Genomic DNA, 15,219 nt, shown 5'->3' with positions numbered 1-15,219 from the left:
CAGCTCCTACAGGTTTCCCATTCCCCTGTAGGAGCTGCCGCAGGCTGCGATCTTTTGCTTTGTTGTCCTTTTGGTCAGCAATTTGCATTGCCCCTGACCACACACAACAAAATGGAGTTCGAATTCATGCAAATACGTCCGCTGCACAAACTGCTGTGCGCCGCCATCGGTCTGGGGATCAGCCTGAGCGCCAGCGCTGCCGATCCGCTGAAGGTCGGTTTCGTCTACATCGGCCCGATCGGCGACCACGGCTGGACGTATCAGCATGAACAGGGACGCAAGGCGCTGGCGGAGAAATTCGGCGCGCAGATCACCACCAATTACGTCGAGAACGTGGCCGAGGGCGCCGACGCCGAGCGGGTGATCCGCAACATGGCCAAGGACAATTACGACCTGATCTTCACCACCTCCTTCGGCTACATGAACCCGACGTTGAAAGTCGCTAAACAGTTTCCCAAGGTGACCTTCGAACACGCCACCGGCTACAAGCAGGACAAGAACCTCGGCACCTATCTGGCGCGCACCTACGAGGGGCGTTATGTCGGCGGTTTCCTCGCGGCGAAAATGACCAAGACCAAGAAAATCGGCTACGTCGCCTCGTTCCCGATTCCGGAAGTGATCCGCGACATCAACGCGATCCAACTGGCCCTGAACAAGTACAACCCCGGCACTGAAATCAAAGTGGTGTGGGTCAACTCGTGGTTTGACCCGGGCAAGGAAGCCGATGCCGCCAACGCGCTGATCGATCAGGGCGTGGACGTGGTGTTCCAGCACACCGACAGCCCGGCGCCGATCCAGGCCGCTGAACGGCGTGGCGTGTACGCTGTGGGTTACGCCTCGGACATGGCGCATTTCGGCCCGAAAGCGGTGCTGACTTCGATCGTCAATGACTGGGCGCCGCATTACATTCAAGCGACCCAAAGTGTGATCGACCACAGCTGGAAATCCCAGGATTACTGGGGCGGGCTGAAAGAAGGCACGGTTGAACTGCCGATCAGCGAGCTGGTGCCGGCACCGGTGAAAGCCGAGGCCGAACAGATCATCGCCGACATCAAGAGCGGTGCGCTGCAACCGTTCACCGGGCCGATCAAGGATCAGGCCGGCGTGGAGAAAATCCCTGCCGGGGTGAGCGCAACCAATGCCGAACTGGCGTCGATGAACTACTACGTTGAAGGCATGAAGCCGAGATGCCGAAGTAATCTCTTCAAACTTGCATCGTCCCCGTGGGAGCTGGCTTGCCAGCGATGGGGTCCTCACATTCAACATCATTGTTGCCTGTCAGACCGCTATCGCTGGCAAGCCAGCTCCCACATTTGATCTTCAGCGTTCTCAAGGATTGTGTATGGATCAGCTTCCGGTCATCGACATCAGCCCGCTCTATTCCACCGACCAAAACGCCTGGCCCGCCGTCGCCGCGCAGATCGACCAGGCCTGCCGCGAATGGGGCTTTTTCTACATCAAGGGCCACCCGATTTCCGCGCAGCGCATCGACTCGCTGCTCGACCACGCCCAGCGTTTTTTTGCGCAACCGGCAGAAGAAAAACTGCGGATCGACATCACCCGGACCCGCCACCATCGCGGCTACGGCGCCATCGCCACCGAACAGCTCGACCCGGACAAACCCAGCGACCTCAAGGAAACCTTCGACATGGGCCTGCACTTGCCGGCGGATCATCCCGACGTGCTCGCGGAAAAACCGCTGCGCGGGCCGAATCGCCATCCGGCGCAAGCGGGCTGGGAGGCGCTGATGGAGCAGCATTACCTCGACATGCAGGCCCTCGCGCAAACCCTGCTGCGGGCGATGACGCTTGCGCTGGGGATCGAACGCGACTTCTTCGACTCGCGCTTCGTTGAGCCGGTCAGCGTACTGCGGATGATCCACTACCCACCACGCCACACCGCCAGCAGCGCCGAACAGCAAGGCGCCGGCGCGCACACCGATTACGGCTGCATCACCCTGCTCTACCAAGACAGCGCCGGCGGCCTGCAAGTGAAGAACATCAACGGTGAATGGATCGACGCGCCACCGATTGACGGCACCTTCGTGGTCAACCTCGGCGACATGATGGCGCGCTGGAGCAATGACCGTTATCGCTCGACCCCGCACCGGGTGATCAGCCCGCTGGGGGTGGATCGCTATTCGATGCCGTTCTTCGCCGAGCCGCATCCGGATACTCACATCGAATGCCTGCCCGGTTGTCAGGACGCACAGCATCCGGCGAAATATCCGACCACCACCTGCGCCGAATTCCTGCTGTCGCGCTTCGCCGATACCTACGCCTATCGACGCGAGCCGCAAGCAGTGTGATGGATCGCTTGGTCAGGTTTTGCCAATTGTTTCGGCGCGCATCTGTAGAATGGCCGCCATCTGCACCTGATGAGAAAAGAATATGTACGATTGGCTCAACGCCCTGCCCAAGGCCGAACTGCACCTGCATCTGGAAGGCTCGCTGGAGCCTGAGTTGCTGTTCGCCCTGGCCGAACGCAACAAGATCGCCCTGCCGTGGAGCGATGTCGAAACCCTGCGCAAGGCCTACGCCTTCAACAACCTGCAGGAATTCCTCGACCTGTATTACCAGGGCGCCGACGTGCTGCGCACCTCGCAGGACTTCTACGACCTGACCTGGGCCTACCTGCTGCGCTGCAAAGCGCAGAACGTGATTCACACCGAACCGTTCTTCGACCCGCAGACCCACACCGACCGCGGCATCCCGTTCGAAGTGGTGCTCAACGGCATCGCCGCGGCACTCAAGGATGGCGAGCAGCAACTGGGCATCACCAGCGGTTTGATCCTGAGCTTCCTGCGCCACCTGAGCGAAGACGAAGCACAGAAAACACTGGATCAGGCGCTGCCGTTCCGTGATGCGTTTGTCGCCGTCGGTCTCGACAGCTCCGAGATGGGTCACCCGCCGAGCAAGTTCCAGCGCGTGTTCGACCGCGCCCGCCACGAAGGCTTCCTGACCGTCGCCCACGCCGGTGAAGAAGGCCCGCCCGAGTACATCTGGGAAGCCATCGACCTGCTGAAAATCCAGCGTATCGACCATGGCGTACGCGCCATCGAAGACGAGCGCCTGATGCAGCGGATCATCGACGAGCAGATCCCGCTGACCGTGTGCCCGCTGTCGAACACCAAACTCTGCGTGTTCGATCACATGTCGAAGCACAACATCCTCGACATGCTCGAGCGTGGAGTGAAGGTCACCGTCAACTCGGATGACCCGGCGTACTTCGGCGGTTACGTCACCGAGAACTTCCACGCGCTGCACGAACACCTGGGCATGACTCAGGATCAGGCCAAGCGCCTGGCGCAGAACAGCCTGGATGCGCGCCTGGTAAAACCGTAAGCAACACCGCATAACCGATGTGGGAGCGAGCCTGCTCGCGAAGGCTTCATGTCAGTCAAAGTTTGAGTTGTCTGACACTCGGCTTTCGCGAGCAGGCTCGCTCCCACATTTACACCGGTGTCGACTCTGTAAGCTCTTCCAGCGTCTTGCCCCGCGTCTCCATCCCGAACAGCCACACCACCCCCGCCGCAATCGCAAAGCACAGCGCCCCCAGCGCAAACACCCCGCCCTGCCCGGTAATCGGGAACACCAATCCGGTCACCAGCGGTCCGAGCAACGAGCCGACACGGCCAATCGCCGAGGCAAAGCCCGAGCCCGTGGCGCGCGCCGAAGTCGGGTACAACTCCGGTGTGTAGGTGTAGAGCACCGCCCACATGCCGAACAGGAAAAACTGCATCAACAATCCGGAGCCGATCAACAGCGCGACATTGCCCCCAAACACCGCACTTTGGCCGTAGATGAACGCCATCACCCCGCCGCCCAGCAGAGTGACGATGCACACCGGTTTACGCCCCCATCGCTCCACCAGCCACGCCGCCATCAGAAACCCGGGAATCCCGCCCAGTGAAATCAGCACGGTGTAATACACCGACTGGGTCACGGCGAAACCCGACTGCTGCAACAAGGCACTGAGCCACGACGTCAGTCCGTAAAAACCGAGCAAGGCGAAAAACCACAGACTCCAGATCATCGTCGTGCGCTGGCGGTATTGCGGCGACCAGATCTGCTGCAGGGCCGAGAAGAAGTTGCCCGGGGGCGTCACTGTCCTTGGCAGGCGCACCGGCTCAGGTAATGTCGCAACGCCAAGAGACGTGCGCACCCGTGCCTCGATGGCGCCGAGGACCTTGTCCGCCGCTGCGTGACGTCCGGCCTGCTCCAGCCAGCGCGGTGATTCGGGAATGAAAAAACGGATCGCCAGCACAAACACCGCCGGTACCGCCAACACCAGGAAGATGTCGCGCCAGCCAATCAACGGCAGCAGGAAGTAAGACAGTACGCCGGCAGCGACAAAACCCAATGGCCAGAAACCGTCCATCAATGCGATGTAGCGACCGCGCCGTTGCGCCGGGATCAGCTCCGAGAGCATCGACTGCGCAATGGGAAACTCCATGCCCATGCCGATCCCCAGCAGGATGCGGAACAGCGTCAGGCTCTCGACCGTTTGTGCGGTCGAACACAGATAACTGGCCACGCCCCACAGCACGATGCTCCACTGAAACACCGGTTTGCGCCCGAAGCGGTCGGCGAGCATGCCCGACAGCGATGCCCCCAGCACCATCCCGAAAAAACTCGAACTGGCGAGCAGGCCGGCTTGTGCACTGCTCAGGCCAAACTCGCTTTTGATCGAGCCGAGCAGGAACGTCATCATGGCCAGGTCCATGGAATCGAAAAAGAACGCCAAGGCGATGATGATGAAAATGACCCGGTGATAACCGCTGAGCGGCAGCCGTTCCAGGCGTTCTGCCGCGCTGAAGTTTCGCGTATCCATACCTCATCCCCCATCCACGAAGTGTGCGGACCGAGTGTGCGCGATAACGCCTCAACGCTTTTTCTGGATACGACCTGTTCGCAGTCACAGACGACGCAAGCCCCGAAGTGTTGACCGGCGAATGCTCTATTACGCCAGTTCCAGCTCGACTTCCTTGGCGAAACAGTGGATTTCCCGCTGTCCGGCCGGCGTGACTTGCAATGCGCGAGAATCCTTGGGCAGCACCAGCCAGCCGGACTGCATGAACAATTGCAGCAACGCGGCGCCCAGTGAACCGCCCAGATGCGGACGGCGTTCGCTCCAGTCCGGACAGGCACACGCCACCTGGGCCTTGCGATGAGCCAGGGCCTGAATGAACACCCCGCGATTCGCCAGCTGCGTCGAGCCTTTGAGCGTCACCACGACCCGCTGCTCGATCTGTTCGATCCAACCGGCATCGAGCAAACGCTGGTACAGATCGGCGGCCAGCGTGCCGCCCAAATGATCGTCGCAAAAAGCGCGCACGCAGCAGCGAGGACGGCGCGGTTCGTGGATTGTTGATCGGCGTCGAGCGTTTGAATACGTGAGGGACGTCCCGCGGCGCACTGGCAATCGTGGCACTGGCCAGGGCTTCAATGGCGGCTGCGATTTCCGGAGCCGCCAGGCGGAAGAAGCGCTTGCGTCCACGGACCTCGACTTTCAACAGGCCACCCGCGGACAAACGCCCCAGATGCGCACTGGCCGACGACGGCGACAGCCCTGCCAGCAGCGCCAGCTCCTCGGTCTGGCGGGCCGAGCCATCCATCAACGCCCACATCATCGCGCTGCGCTTGGGGGTCGGCCAGCAGCGTGGCGATCTGGCTGATGCAAGGTGCATGTTCCATGTATTCACTCCCTGTTGAATCGTATCGTCTACTGCTCGAAGACATCTTGACCAGTAATGTGTCGTCGGCCAAGACGGGTAAAACGCCATGAGCCGGTGCAAGCCAGGTCAGCACTGCCACACCCGTCGATGGTGTGTTCACAGCGTTTGTATGGCGCAGGCACGGCCCTGGAAAAACCGGCCTGATTCTGCCCTGGCCGGTTGTCGGTGCAGGTTTGAGGCGGTCGCTAGTATAAGCGGGATGCACGCGGCTTCCTGCGCCGTGGCTGACGCGAATGGTGATAGTTCCTGAGTGAAATTTCGCTAATTGCCTGCGACTAATGATCAACTTTCGGGAAATGGGGAAATTGACTACTCAATTCGACGCATCGGCTGGCGAGCATTTCCCTTAAAAGGTTTACCGGCTTACTCAATTGCGCGCGATGGGCGCACAACAGATTCAGCGGAGCACGCTCGCAGAGAAGCTCCGGCAGCAACACTTTGAGGCGTCCGGCGAGGACATCGGTGCCGACATCGAGCCACGATTTATAGGCAATCCCCGCCCCCGCCACCGCCCACAACCGTACGACGTCGGCGTCATCACTGAAGCGATCGCCACTGACCGTCAGGCCGACTTCGCGCTTGCCGTCATGAAAACTCCAATGGTCATGCACGCGGCTGCCGAGCATGTACAGCAGGCAATTGTGCTGCGCCAATTGTTCGAGCTGACGCGGCTCGCCGTGGCGCGCCAGGTAGGCCGGCGAGGCGCAGAGCACGCGGCGATTGTCCGGGGCGATGGGCAGGGCCACCAGGCTCGAATCTTCCGGTTCGCCATAGCGCAGGGCAATGTCCACTGGCTGGCGGAACAGGTCGGCGATACGGTCACCGAGCAACAGCCGCACGGTCAGCTTCGGGTGCTCGCGCTGAAACTCGTCAAGCCACGGCAACAGCAGGTTACGCCCGAAATCCGAAGGCGCCGATAACTGCAGGATGCCGCTGACCTGATCCTGCGCGCTGGAGAGAAAGCGCCGGCCCTCGTCCAGCGAACCGAGCGCGGCCCGGGCATATTCGAGAAAGCCTTCGCCCTCGGCGGTCAGGCGCAGGCTGCGGGTCGAACGCGCCAGCAAGCGCACGCCCAGTTGCTGTTCGATACGCTTGAGCGCGGCGCTGGCCACCGCGGCAGACATGTCCATCACCCGCGCGGCTGCCGACAGACTGCCCAGGTCCGCAGCGCGAACGAACAACTGTAAATCGTCGAAACGCAGCATTCTCAGCCTCGATTATCAAAATAAAATTGAAAGAGACTGCTCTTTTAGCCGGTTTTATCGCGCCGAGAAATAGCCAATGATTGGCCCAAGCCCATTTATCCCGCGACCGGAGCCAAACATGTCCCAAGCATTCACCGCCATCGCCACCCTGATCGCTAAACCCGGTCAGCAGGAGACCCTCGAAAACGCTCTGCGCGCACTGGTCGAGCCGAGCCGCGCCGAGGAAGGCTGCGGCCAGTACGACCTGCACCGCGACCTCGCCGACCCGCTGACTTTCTATGTGATCGAACACTGGGCCAGCGAAGAAATCCTCCAGGCGCACAACGCCAGCGAGCACTTCCAGAATTTCCAGGCCACAGCCGGCCACTGTATCGAACACTTCCAATTGAAACGCCTGGGCAGCATCGCCTGAGCCCTTCTTCTATTACCGCTACGGAGCAAGTCATGAAAGCCATCGCCTATTACGCTTCCCTGCCGATCAGCGACGAAAAATCCCTGCAAGACATCGAACTGCCGGAGCCGGTCGCCGGCCCGCGCGACCTGCTGGTGGAAGTCAAAGCCATCTCGGTCAACCCGGTCGACACCAAGGTGCGGCAGAACGTGGCGCCGGAAAACGGCGCGGCAAAAGTGCTGGGCTGGGACGTCGCCGGCGTGGTCAAAGCCGTCGGCAGTGAAGTGACGCTGTTCAAGGCCGGCGACAAGGTGTTCTACGCCGGCTCCATCGCCCGTGCCGGTGGCAACAGCGAACTGCACGTGGTGGATGAGCGGATTGTCGGCCACATGCCCAAGTCCCTGGGTTTCGCCGAAGCCGCTGCCCTGCCGCTGACCGCGATCACCGCGTGGGAATTGCTGTTCGAACGCCTGCAGATCCGTGAGGGCAAGACCGATGAAGGTCAAAGCCTGCTGATCGTCGGCGCCGCTGGCGGCGTCGGTTCGATCCTCACCCAACTGGCTCGCCAGTTGACCGGCCTGAAGGTGATCGGCACCGCGTCCCGTGCACAGACTCGCGACTGGGTGACTGAGCTGGGCGCCGATCTGGTGATCGACCACAGCCAGCCGTTGAGCGAAGAGCTGCAGCGCGCCAGCATCGACCACGTGACCCACGTCGCCAGCCTGACCCAGACCGATCTGCACCTCGATCAACTGGTCGAGGCCTTGGCGCCGCAAGGCAAACTGGCACTGATCGACGATCCCAAGTCACTGGATGTGAGCAAGCTCAAGCGCAAGAGCCTGTCGCTGCACTGGGAATTCATGTACACCCGCTCGCTATTCGAAACCCCGGACATGATCGAGCAGCACAAACTGCTCAACCGCGTGGCCGAGCTGATTGATGCGGGGACTTTGAAAACTACGGTGGGCGAGCATTTCGGCACGATCAATGCGGCGAACCTGCGACGCGCGCACGAGTTGCTGGAAAGCGGCAAAGCCAAGGGCAAAATTGTTTTAGAAAGTTTCTGAGAATCCGACGGCCGCAATCAGCGCCAGACCCGTTAAGGGCTGGCGCTGTTTTTTGCCGTCAGTCAGATGCTTCTCCGTTGTCACAAATGCGATCGTATTCAGGTCTACACTCGAACCCTCTGCGATGCATCTTTTACACAAGGGAGGTCAGCAATGAAGATCCTGATAAAAGAAGTGGCAAAGTCTCAATGGCAGGTTCGTCTGGACCAGCACGCCGTGACCTTTCGCAGTGAAGCCGAGGCCCTCGCCTTCACCCGTACCCTCGAAGCGCGCCTGCACGCGCCCCATCAGATTCCCCAGCCCGAACAACAACGCGCCGTCGGCTGACGTTCAGGCTTCGGCCTGTGCTTGCGCCAGTGCCCGGGCATTCTGCAAACGCCGGGTGTACAACGCAATGCTCACCACCAGCAGTCCGCACAGGCTGATGACCATGGCCATCGGCATGGCGCTGCCGTCGTGCAGGACACCCACCAGCGAGGCCGCGCCGGAGGCCACGCTGAATTGCAGGCAGCCCATCAGCGCCGAGGCACTCCCGGCGCGCGCACCCTGGCCGTTCATCGCACATGCCGCAGCATTGGGCAGGATGCAGCCGAGGCTGGCAATGCACACGAACAACGGAATCAACAGCGGCCACAATGCTTCGGTGTGCATCGCGCTGACCGCGAGCAGCGAAACGCCGGCCAACAGGTATACCCACACCGCTCGTGCCAGCAGGAAGGACGGACCGCGCTTGGCCAACAGCCGCGCGTTGACCTGAGCCACCAGAATGAAACCCGCTGCATTGGTACCGAACAGCCAGCCGAAATGCTCGGCGGGTACGCCGTACAGTTTGATGAAGACAAATGGTGAGCCGGCGATGTAGGAAAACATTCCGGCGACCGCGATACCGCCGGTCAGTGCGTGGCCGAGAAACACCCGGTCGCCGAACAACCGGCCGTATTGACGCAACGCACCGGACAGCGGCTGGCGCGGCACGTAGGCCGGCAGGCTTTCCGGTAACCCCAGCGCCACAGCGAGGCCGGCCAGTGCACTAAAGCCGGTCAGCACGAGGAAGATCGACTGCCAGCCCGTGGTGTTGACCAGCAGACCGCCGAGCAATGGTGCGAGGATTGGCGCCAAACCCATCACCAGCATCAACTGCGAGAAGACTTTCGCCGATCCGACGGCATCGCATTTGTCGCTGACCACCGCCCGGGAAATCACCATCCCCGCGCAGCCGCCCAAGGCCTGGACGAAGCGGGCCCCGATCAGCCATTGCAGATTGGGTGCATAGGCGCAGGCCAATGAGGCCAGCGTGAACAGGCCGACACCGACCAGCAGCGGCAGGCGCCGACCAAACCGGTCGGCCACCGGGCCATACAACAACTGCCCGATCGACAGACCGGCGAAATACGCTGCCAGTGTCAGCTGGACGTGCTTTTCATCGGTGCCAAAGGCCAGTGCCATTGACGGGAACGCCGGCAGATAGAAGTCGATCGCCAGCGGACCGAAGGCGCTCAAGGCACCGAGAATCAGAATGGTACGGAAGTTCATCAGGCATCCAGGTTGGATTGGAGTCGGCAGCCCGACAGTCTAGCCGCGCAAAGACACCTTGAACATTCCGATAGCTCGCTAACTATTAAAAATCAGATGATTTACACCTGACCTGTGGCGAGGGAGCTTGCTCCCGCTGGACTGCGCAGCAGGCCCAGTGTTTTCAATTGGAAAAAAAGGGCCGCTTCGCGACCCGGCGGGAGCAAGCTCCCTCGCCACAGGGGATTCATCGTCATCCGGCGAGTTTTACCGGGTAGCCCTCTTCGCTGATGACCTCAATCACTTGCTCGGGGCTGAGCGAACTCTCGACGCCGACTTCTTTGGCTGCCAGATCGACCCGCACGCTGGCTGCCGGATCTTTCGCCTGCACGGCGTTGGTGATGGCTTTGACACAGTGGCCGCAGGACATGCCTTGAACGCTGAACACTTGCATGGAGGGACTCCTTTGAGTGAGGTTGCCGGCAGTGTCGAGCTTGCCACCATGGCAAGGTCAAGTTCTGCGTAAAACTGCCGGGCTGGCAATCGGCGCTGCGCTCAGCCAAGCTGCGTGCATCAATGACTCAAATTCAGGAGATTCAGCCATGCGCTGGTCAGCTTTCAGCCTGTTTGGCTTGCTCAGCCTCTTTGCCGCCCTGCCTCAGGCCAATGCGACCGGTGAGGACTATGCGGTTCTGATCATCTCGCGCGAGCGCCTGGAAGTGCCGACTTCCTGTGAAATTGGCGTATATCTCAATGACGAACTGGCGGCGCGCCTGCTTCAGGAGCAGACCACTTCGTTCAATCTGCCGCACGGCACGATTTCCATTCGTCTGAAACAATTGCCTGGCCAGATGCCGGGGTGCCAGGCAGGCATGCTCGCGCCGCCCGCGCAGCAGATCTCGCTCAAGGCCGGCGATGTGCTCAAGTACCGGATCGCGTCCAACGCCAAAGGCTTGTACCTGCGACCTGCCGCCCTCGAATATTGAGTCAACGAAAAAGATCGCAGCCTTCGGCAGCTCCTGCATTGGAATGCAATCCACCTGTAGGAGCTGCCGAAGGCTGCGATCTTTTTGCTTTTCAGATTGGCGCTTGACCTTGCCCGCATGGCAAGGTTGATCCTTGTAGACATCTTCTACAGGGAGTAAGACCGATGTCCGATTCCATCACTTTCGATCTGCCGATTGCCGGCATGACCTGCGCCAGTTGCGCCGGGCGTGTCGAGCGGGCGTTGCGCAACGTCAGCGGCGCCAGTGGCGTCAGCGTCAATCTCGCCACCGAACAGGCCCGCGTCCAGGCACCCGGTGACAGCTTGCCGGCGTTGATGGAGGCGGTTGAACGCGCCGGTTACAGCGTCCCCCAACAAACCGTGGAGCTGAGCATCGACGGCATGACCTGCGCCTCGTGCGTCGGTCGCGTCGAGCGCGCCCTGAACAAAGTCCCCGGGGTGAGGAGCGTCAGCGTCAACCTCGCCAACGAACGCGCCCACCTCGAAATGCTCGGTCAGATCGATCCGCAATTACTGCTCGACGCCGTGAGCAAGGCCGGATACTCGGCCAGCGTCTGGCAAGCCGAACATCCCGCAGCGGATAACCAGCAACAGCGCCTGCAACATGAACGCTGGGCGCTGATCTGCGCCATCGCTCTGGCCTTGCCGCTGGTGCTGCCGATGCTGCTGCAACCGTTCGGTATTCACTGGATGCTTCCGGCCTGGGTGCAATTTGCCCTTGCCACGCCGGTGCAATTCATTTTCGGCGCACGATTTTATGTGGCCGCGTGGAAAGCCGTGCGTGCCGGCGCCGGCAACATGGATTTGCTGGTCGCCCTCGGCACCAGCGCCGGATATGGCCTAAGCGTGTACGAATGGGCCACCGCCGCCGGGCGCATGCCGCATCTGTATTTCGAAGCGTCAGCGGTGGTGATTGCGCTGGTGCTGCTTGGCAAATACCTCGAAAGCCGCGCCAAGCGCCAGACTGCCAGCGCCATCCGCGCCCTTGAAGCCTTGCGCCCGGAACGGGCGATTCAAGTCATCGATGGTCGCGAGCAAGACGTGGCGATCAGCGCCCTGCGCCTCAACGATCTTGTTCTGGTCAAACCCGGCGAACGCTTCCCGGTGGACGGTGAAGTGCTGGAAGGCCAGAGCCACGCTGACGAAGCGCTGATCAGCGGCGAGAGCCTGCCGGTGCCAAAACAGCCGGGCGACCAGGTCACCGGCGGTGCGATCAACGGCGAAGGCCGCTTGCTGGTGCGCACCACCGCCCTCGGCGCGGAAAGCGTGCTGGCGCGGATCATTCGGCTGGTGGAAGACGCCCAGGCAGCGAAAGCGCCGATCCAGAAACTGGTGGATAAAGTCAGCCAGGTGTTCGTGCCCACTGTGTTACTGATTGCCCTCGTCACGTTGATTGGCTGGTGGCTGTACGGCGCGCCTATGGAAACCGCGTTGATCAACGCCGTCGCCGTGCTGGTGATCGCTTGTCCGTGTGCCCTCGGCCTCGCCACGCCGACGGCGATCATGGCCGGCACTGGTGTGGCCGCGCGTCACGGCATTCTGATCAAGGACGCCGAAGCGCTGGAGCGAGCCCATGAGGTTGACAACGTGGTCTTCGACAAGACCGGCACGCTGACGTCCGGTACGCCGCGCATCGCCCATTTCAGTGCGCTGGATGGCGATGAAAATACCCTGCTGACGCTGGCCGGTGCCCTGCAGCGCGGCAGCGAGCATCCACTGGCCAAAGCCGTGCTGGACGCGGCCGCCGAGCGCGGGCTGAGCGTGCCCGATGTCAGCGACAGCCAGTCCCTGACCGGGCGCGGCATTGCCGGCCATCTTGACGGTCGGCGCCTGGCGCTGGGCAACCGGCGTATGCTGGAGGAAAGCGGCCTCAACGCGGGTGATCTCGCCGACGCCGCCCAGGCCTGGGAAGCGGAAGGCCGGACCCTGTCGTGGCTGATCGAGCAAAGCCCGGAACCACAAGTGCTCGGTTTGTTCGCCTTCGGCGACACGCTCAAGCCCGGCGCACTGCAAGCGGTGCAACAACTGGCCGCCCGGGGTATCCACAGCCATCTGCTGACCGGCGACAACCGCGGCAGCGCGAAAGTCGTCGCCGAGGCTTTGGGCATCGAGAACGTGCACGCCGAAGTGCTGCCCGCCGACAAAGCCGCCACCGTCGCCGAACTGAAAAAAACCGGGGTGGTGGCGATGGTCGGTGATGGCATCAACGACGCCCCGGCACTGGCCGCAGCGGACATCGGTATCGCCATGGGCGGCGGCACCGACGTGGCCATGCACGCGGCCGGCATCACCTTGATGCGCGGTGATCCACGGCTGGTGCCCGCCGCGCTGGAGATCAGCCGCAAGACCTACGCGAAGATCCGCCAGAATCTGTTCTGGGCCTTCGTTTACAACCTGATCGGCATTCCGCTGGCGGCGTTCGGTTTTCTCAACCCGGTGCTGGCCGGCGCGGCAATGGCATTGTCGAGCGTCAGCGTGGTGAGCAATGCGCTACTGTTGAAAACCTGGAAACCGAAGGATCTGGAGGAGCACCGATGAACATCGGCCAAGCGGCCCGGCACAGTGGCCTGAGCGCGAAGATGATCCGCTATTACGAGTCGATCGGCCTGCTCAAGGCCGCCCATCGTACCGACAGCGGCTACCGGGTCTACAGCGATGAAGACCTGCACACACTGGCGTTCATCAAGCGTTCGCGGGACCTGGGATTTTCTCTGGAGGAAGTCGGCAAGCTGCTGACCCTGTGGCAGGATCGCCAGCGCGCCAGCGCCGATGTGAAGGCCCTGGCGCGGCAGCACATCGACGAGCTGAACCAGAAGATCCGCGAACTCGGCGAGTTGCGTGACACCCTGCAGGATCTGGTCGAGCACTGTAATGGCGACCATCGCCCCGACTGCCCGATCCTCAAGGAACTGGCGTCGGGCTGCTGCGCGCAACCCGCCCGCGCCTGAGCGCCAACAGCTTAACGGTCAACAACGTACCAAGCGGGATGCCGTGGAACAGCAGCACCACGGCACCCGGCGTCCACCAGCCGTAGAACGGCGCGGCGATCAACATGCCGACACCGAACCCGGTCATTTGCAGCAAGGTCAGGAAGCTGAAAACCGGCAAGCGCAAATGCTCCGGTTCGCGTTGCAGGCGCGACATCAGGCCGACCTCGGAAATGCCGTCACCCAACCCCGCCGGCAGGGAAAACAGCAGCAGACCGAGCAGGCTGTGCTGCTGGAACATCAGGATAAAACCGCAGGACATCAACGCCACGCCGAAGAAATACCGTCGCTCCAGATCACGGTTATCAGAACCTTTGAGGCCACTGGCAATCCGCGCACCCAGCAGTTTGCCGCTGGCCCACACCGCCAGCATCAGGCCGAGCGTGGTGCTGGCCGAATCGGGTGTCAGCAGTCTGGAGATGATCGGGAAGCCGACGTTGTGCGCGGCACTGCCCAAGGTGTCAGCCATGGTCACGGCGAGCATCGCCGCAATCACCGGAGCACTGCGCAGGCCTTGTTTCAAGGCTGACCATTCGCTGCGTTCGTTGGTCGATTGTTCGCTGACGTCTGCAGCGGCGAAGCGCAACGGCGCAATCAACAACGCCGCCAGCAAGTAGGTCAGTGCGTTGAGCGCGAATACCGTTTCAAAACCGAACGCCGCCACCAGCAAACCGGACACCAGGCTGCCACCAACCATTGCCGCCGATGAAGCCGAGGTGAGCCAGGCATTGGTTTTCAGTAGCTGCGCGGCTTCGATCAGCCTCGGCAATTGACTGTTGAGGCCGATAGCGAACATCGAGTTGCCAAAACCCAGGCCGAAAGCGATCACCGGCAACAGCAACGCCTGCTGGCTCACCGGCAGGATCAACAGCAGGCCCAGCAACACCGCGCGCAGCAGATCGAAGGCAATCAACGGCCCCCGGCCGTTCCAGCGCCGGTAAAAGCGAGTGCCAATCAGGCTGGCAAAAATCCCCCCGCCGACCCGGCTGGCGAGAAAAACCCCGACGCTCATGGCGCTGTTGCTCAGCAGGTAAACGTACGTCGCCAGCGCGACCATGTTGAGGAAAGCGCCGAAGTCGGAGATCAGCCGGGCGCTGATGATGAGGCGGGCGTTCACATTCAATCCTTGAGTGTGCGAGGGCTGACAAGATTCCCACATAAAGTCCATAGACACCACCGGCCCCTGTGGGAGCTGGCTTGCCAGCGAAGAGGCCGGTACATCCGATAAAATTTTTCAGCTTGAACCTCCGCTATCGCTGGCAAGCCAGCTCCCACAGTGAGGTGTGGTGAAGGAACATGCGGGCACAAAAACCC

The 15,219-nt window shown here is 61.6% G+C and carries 13 protein-coding genes and 2 pseudogenes; 9 read left to right on the top strand and 6 right to left on the bottom strand.

The window, feature by feature from the left end; all coding sequences use genetic code 11:
• Positions 1-126: 126 nt before the first annotated feature.
• The 3 genes and pseudogenes from HT737_RS19280 (at position 127) to HT737_RS19270 (ending at position 3,344) form a co-directional block, all read left to right on the top strand.
• Positions 127-1,199, top strand: a pseudogene (locus tag HT737_RS19280) (BMP family ABC transporter substrate-binding protein).
• 143 nt (positions 1,200-1,342) lie between these two features.
• Complete coding sequence (locus HT737_RS19275) at positions 1,343-2,308, top strand: 2-oxoglutarate and iron-dependent oxygenase domain-containing protein (protein ID WP_182403709.1); 966 nt, start codon at positions 1,343-1,345, stop codon at positions 2,306-2,308.
• An 82-nt stretch (positions 2,309-2,390) separates the two neighbouring features.
• Positions 2,391-3,344: an adenosine deaminase gene (locus HT737_RS19270; protein ID WP_047291090.1), complete on the top strand. Its 954-nt coding sequence runs from the start codon at positions 2,391-2,393 to the stop codon at positions 3,342-3,344.
• Between the two features lie 109 nt (positions 3,345-3,453).
• On the opposite strand, the gene HT737_RS19265 is transcribed toward HT737_RS19270, so the two are convergent.
• From HT737_RS19265 to HT737_RS19255, 3 genes and pseudogenes are all read right to left on the bottom strand, one after another.
• Positions 3,454-4,833 carry an MFS transporter gene (locus HT737_RS19265; RefSeq protein WP_041067958.1) on the bottom strand — a complete coding sequence of 460 codons (1,380 nt, stop codon included), beginning with the start codon at positions 4,831-4,833 and terminating at the stop codon, positions 3,454-3,456.
• Between the two features lie 129 nt (positions 4,834-4,962).
• Positions 4,963-5,696: pseudogene (locus HT737_RS19260) on the bottom strand (ArsR/SmtB family transcription factor).
• 316 nt (positions 5,697-6,012) lie between these two features.
• Positions 6,013-6,942, bottom strand: a complete 930-nt coding sequence (locus HT737_RS19255) for a LysR family transcriptional regulator (protein ID WP_095667623.1) — start codon at positions 6,940-6,942, stop codon at positions 6,013-6,015.
• Between the two features lie 118 nt (positions 6,943-7,060).
• Here HT737_RS19255 and HT737_RS19250 point away from each other — a divergent pair, with 118 nt between their 5' ends.
• The 3 genes from HT737_RS19250 (at position 7,061) to HT737_RS19240 (ending at position 8,727) form a co-directional block, all read left to right on the top strand.
• Positions 7,061-7,354 carry a putative quinol monooxygenase gene (locus tag HT737_RS19250; RefSeq protein ID WP_182403707.1) on the top strand — a complete coding sequence of 98 codons (294 nt, stop codon included), beginning with the start codon at positions 7,061-7,063 and terminating at the stop codon, positions 7,352-7,354.
• Between the two features lie 32 nt (positions 7,355-7,386).
• Entirely contained in the window at positions 7,387-8,400 is a 1,014-nt protein-coding gene (locus tag HT737_RS19245) for a zinc-binding alcohol dehydrogenase family protein (RefSeq protein WP_182403705.1), read from the top strand.
• Positions 8,401-8,553: 153 nt separating this feature from the next.
• Positions 8,554-8,727 (top strand): hypothetical protein, encoded by a 174-nt coding sequence (locus tag HT737_RS19240; protein WP_182403703.1) that lies wholly within the window; start codon positions 8,554-8,556, stop codon positions 8,725-8,727.
• Positions 8,728-8,730: 3 nt separating this feature from the next.
• Here the strand turns inward: HT737_RS19240 and HT737_RS19235 are convergent, their stop codons facing one another.
• Positions 8,731-9,933 carry a multidrug effflux MFS transporter gene (locus HT737_RS19235; protein WP_182403701.1) on the bottom strand — a complete coding sequence of 401 codons (1,203 nt, stop codon included), beginning with the start codon at positions 9,931-9,933 and terminating at the stop codon, positions 8,731-8,733.
• A gap of 232 nt (positions 9,934-10,165) precedes the next feature.
• On the bottom strand, positions 10,166-10,366 hold the full coding sequence (locus HT737_RS19230) for a heavy-metal-associated domain-containing protein (protein WP_047291084.1): 201 nt from the start codon (positions 10,364-10,366) through the stop codon (positions 10,166-10,168).
• A 148-nt stretch (positions 10,367-10,514) separates the two neighbouring features.
• Here HT737_RS19230 and HT737_RS19225 point away from each other — a divergent pair, with 148 nt between their 5' ends.
• From HT737_RS19225 to cueR, 3 genes are all read left to right on the top strand, one after another.
• Positions 10,515-10,898: a hypothetical protein gene (locus tag HT737_RS19225; protein WP_182403699.1), complete on the top strand. Its 384-nt coding sequence runs from the start codon at positions 10,515-10,517 to the stop codon at positions 10,896-10,898.
• Positions 10,899-11,062: 164 nt separating this feature from the next.
• Positions 11,063-13,456: a heavy metal translocating P-type ATPase gene (locus HT737_RS19220; protein WP_182403697.1), complete on the top strand. Its 2,394-nt coding sequence runs from the start codon at positions 11,063-11,065 to the stop codon at positions 13,454-13,456.
• A complete protein-coding gene (gene cueR / locus HT737_RS19215; RefSeq protein WP_182403695.1) occupies positions 13,453-13,866 on the top strand; it encodes a Cu(I)-responsive transcriptional regulator in 414 nt (137 codons plus the stop codon). The genes HT737_RS19220 and cueR overlap by 4 nt, the downstream gene beginning before the upstream one ends.
• Here cueR and HT737_RS19210 read toward each other — a convergent pair.
• The gene (locus HT737_RS19210) at positions 13,820-15,064 is read right to left on the bottom strand and encodes an MFS transporter (RefSeq protein ID WP_182403711.1); all 1,245 of its coding nucleotides are present in this window, start codon (positions 15,062-15,064) and stop codon (positions 13,820-13,822) included. The genes cueR and HT737_RS19210 overlap by 47 nt on opposite strands.
• Between the last annotated feature and the right edge of the window lie 155 nt (positions 15,065-15,219).

This window comes from Pseudomonas sp. MD195_PC81_125 (assembly GCF_014060985.1).
In the GTDB taxonomy this organism is placed as follows: Bacteria; Pseudomonadota; Gammaproteobacteria; order Pseudomonadales; family Pseudomonadaceae; genus Aquipseudomonas; species Aquipseudomonas parakoreensis.
This window is presented reverse-complemented; position numbering and strand designations above follow the sequence as displayed.

Excerpts from the sequence above, each read along its gene's own strand:
- HT737_RS19235 (WP_182403701.1), bottom strand. The coding sequence starts at position 9,933 with ATGAACTTCCGTACCATTCTGATTCTCGGTGCCTTGAGCGCCTTCGGT.
- HT737_RS19270 (WP_047291090.1), top strand. The coding sequence starts at position 2,391 with ATGTACGATTGGCTCAACGCCCTGCCCAAGGCCGAACTGCACCTGCAT.
- HT737_RS19265 (WP_041067958.1), bottom strand. The coding sequence starts at position 4,833 with ATGGATACGCGAAACTTCAGCGCGGCAGAACGCCTGGAACGGCTGCCG.
- HT737_RS19220 (WP_182403697.1), top strand. The coding sequence starts at position 11,063 with ATGTCCGATTCCATCACTTTCGATCTGCCGATTGCCGGCATGACCTGC.
- HT737_RS19240 (WP_182403703.1), top strand. The coding sequence starts at position 8,554 with ATGAAGATCCTGATAAAAGAAGTGGCAAAGTCTCAATGGCAGGTTCGT.
- HT737_RS19230 (WP_047291084.1), bottom strand. The coding sequence starts at position 10,366 with ATGCAAGTGTTCAGCGTTCAAGGCATGTCCTGCGGCCACTGTGTCAAA.
- HT737_RS19245 (WP_182403705.1), top strand. The coding sequence starts at position 7,387 with ATGAAAGCCATCGCCTATTACGCTTCCCTGCCGATCAGCGACGAAAAA.
- HT737_RS19255 (WP_095667623.1), bottom strand. The coding sequence starts at position 6,942 with ATGCTGCGTTTCGACGATTTACAGTTGTTCGTTCGCGCTGCGGACCTG.
- HT737_RS19210 (WP_182403711.1), bottom strand. The coding sequence starts at position 15,064 with ATGTGGGAATCTTGTCAGCCCTCGCACACTCAAGGATTGAATGTGAAC.
- HT737_RS19250 (WP_182403707.1), top strand. The coding sequence starts at position 7,061 with ATGTCCCAAGCATTCACCGCCATCGCCACCCTGATCGCTAAACCCGGT.
- HT737_RS19275 (WP_182403709.1), top strand. The coding sequence starts at position 1,343 with ATGGATCAGCTTCCGGTCATCGACATCAGCCCGCTCTATTCCACCGAC.
- HT737_RS19225 (WP_182403699.1), top strand. The coding sequence starts at position 10,515 with ATGCGCTGGTCAGCTTTCAGCCTGTTTGGCTTGCTCAGCCTCTTTGCC.
- cueR (WP_182403695.1), top strand. The coding sequence starts at position 13,453 with ATGAACATCGGCCAAGCGGCCCGGCACAGTGGCCTGAGCGCGAAGATG.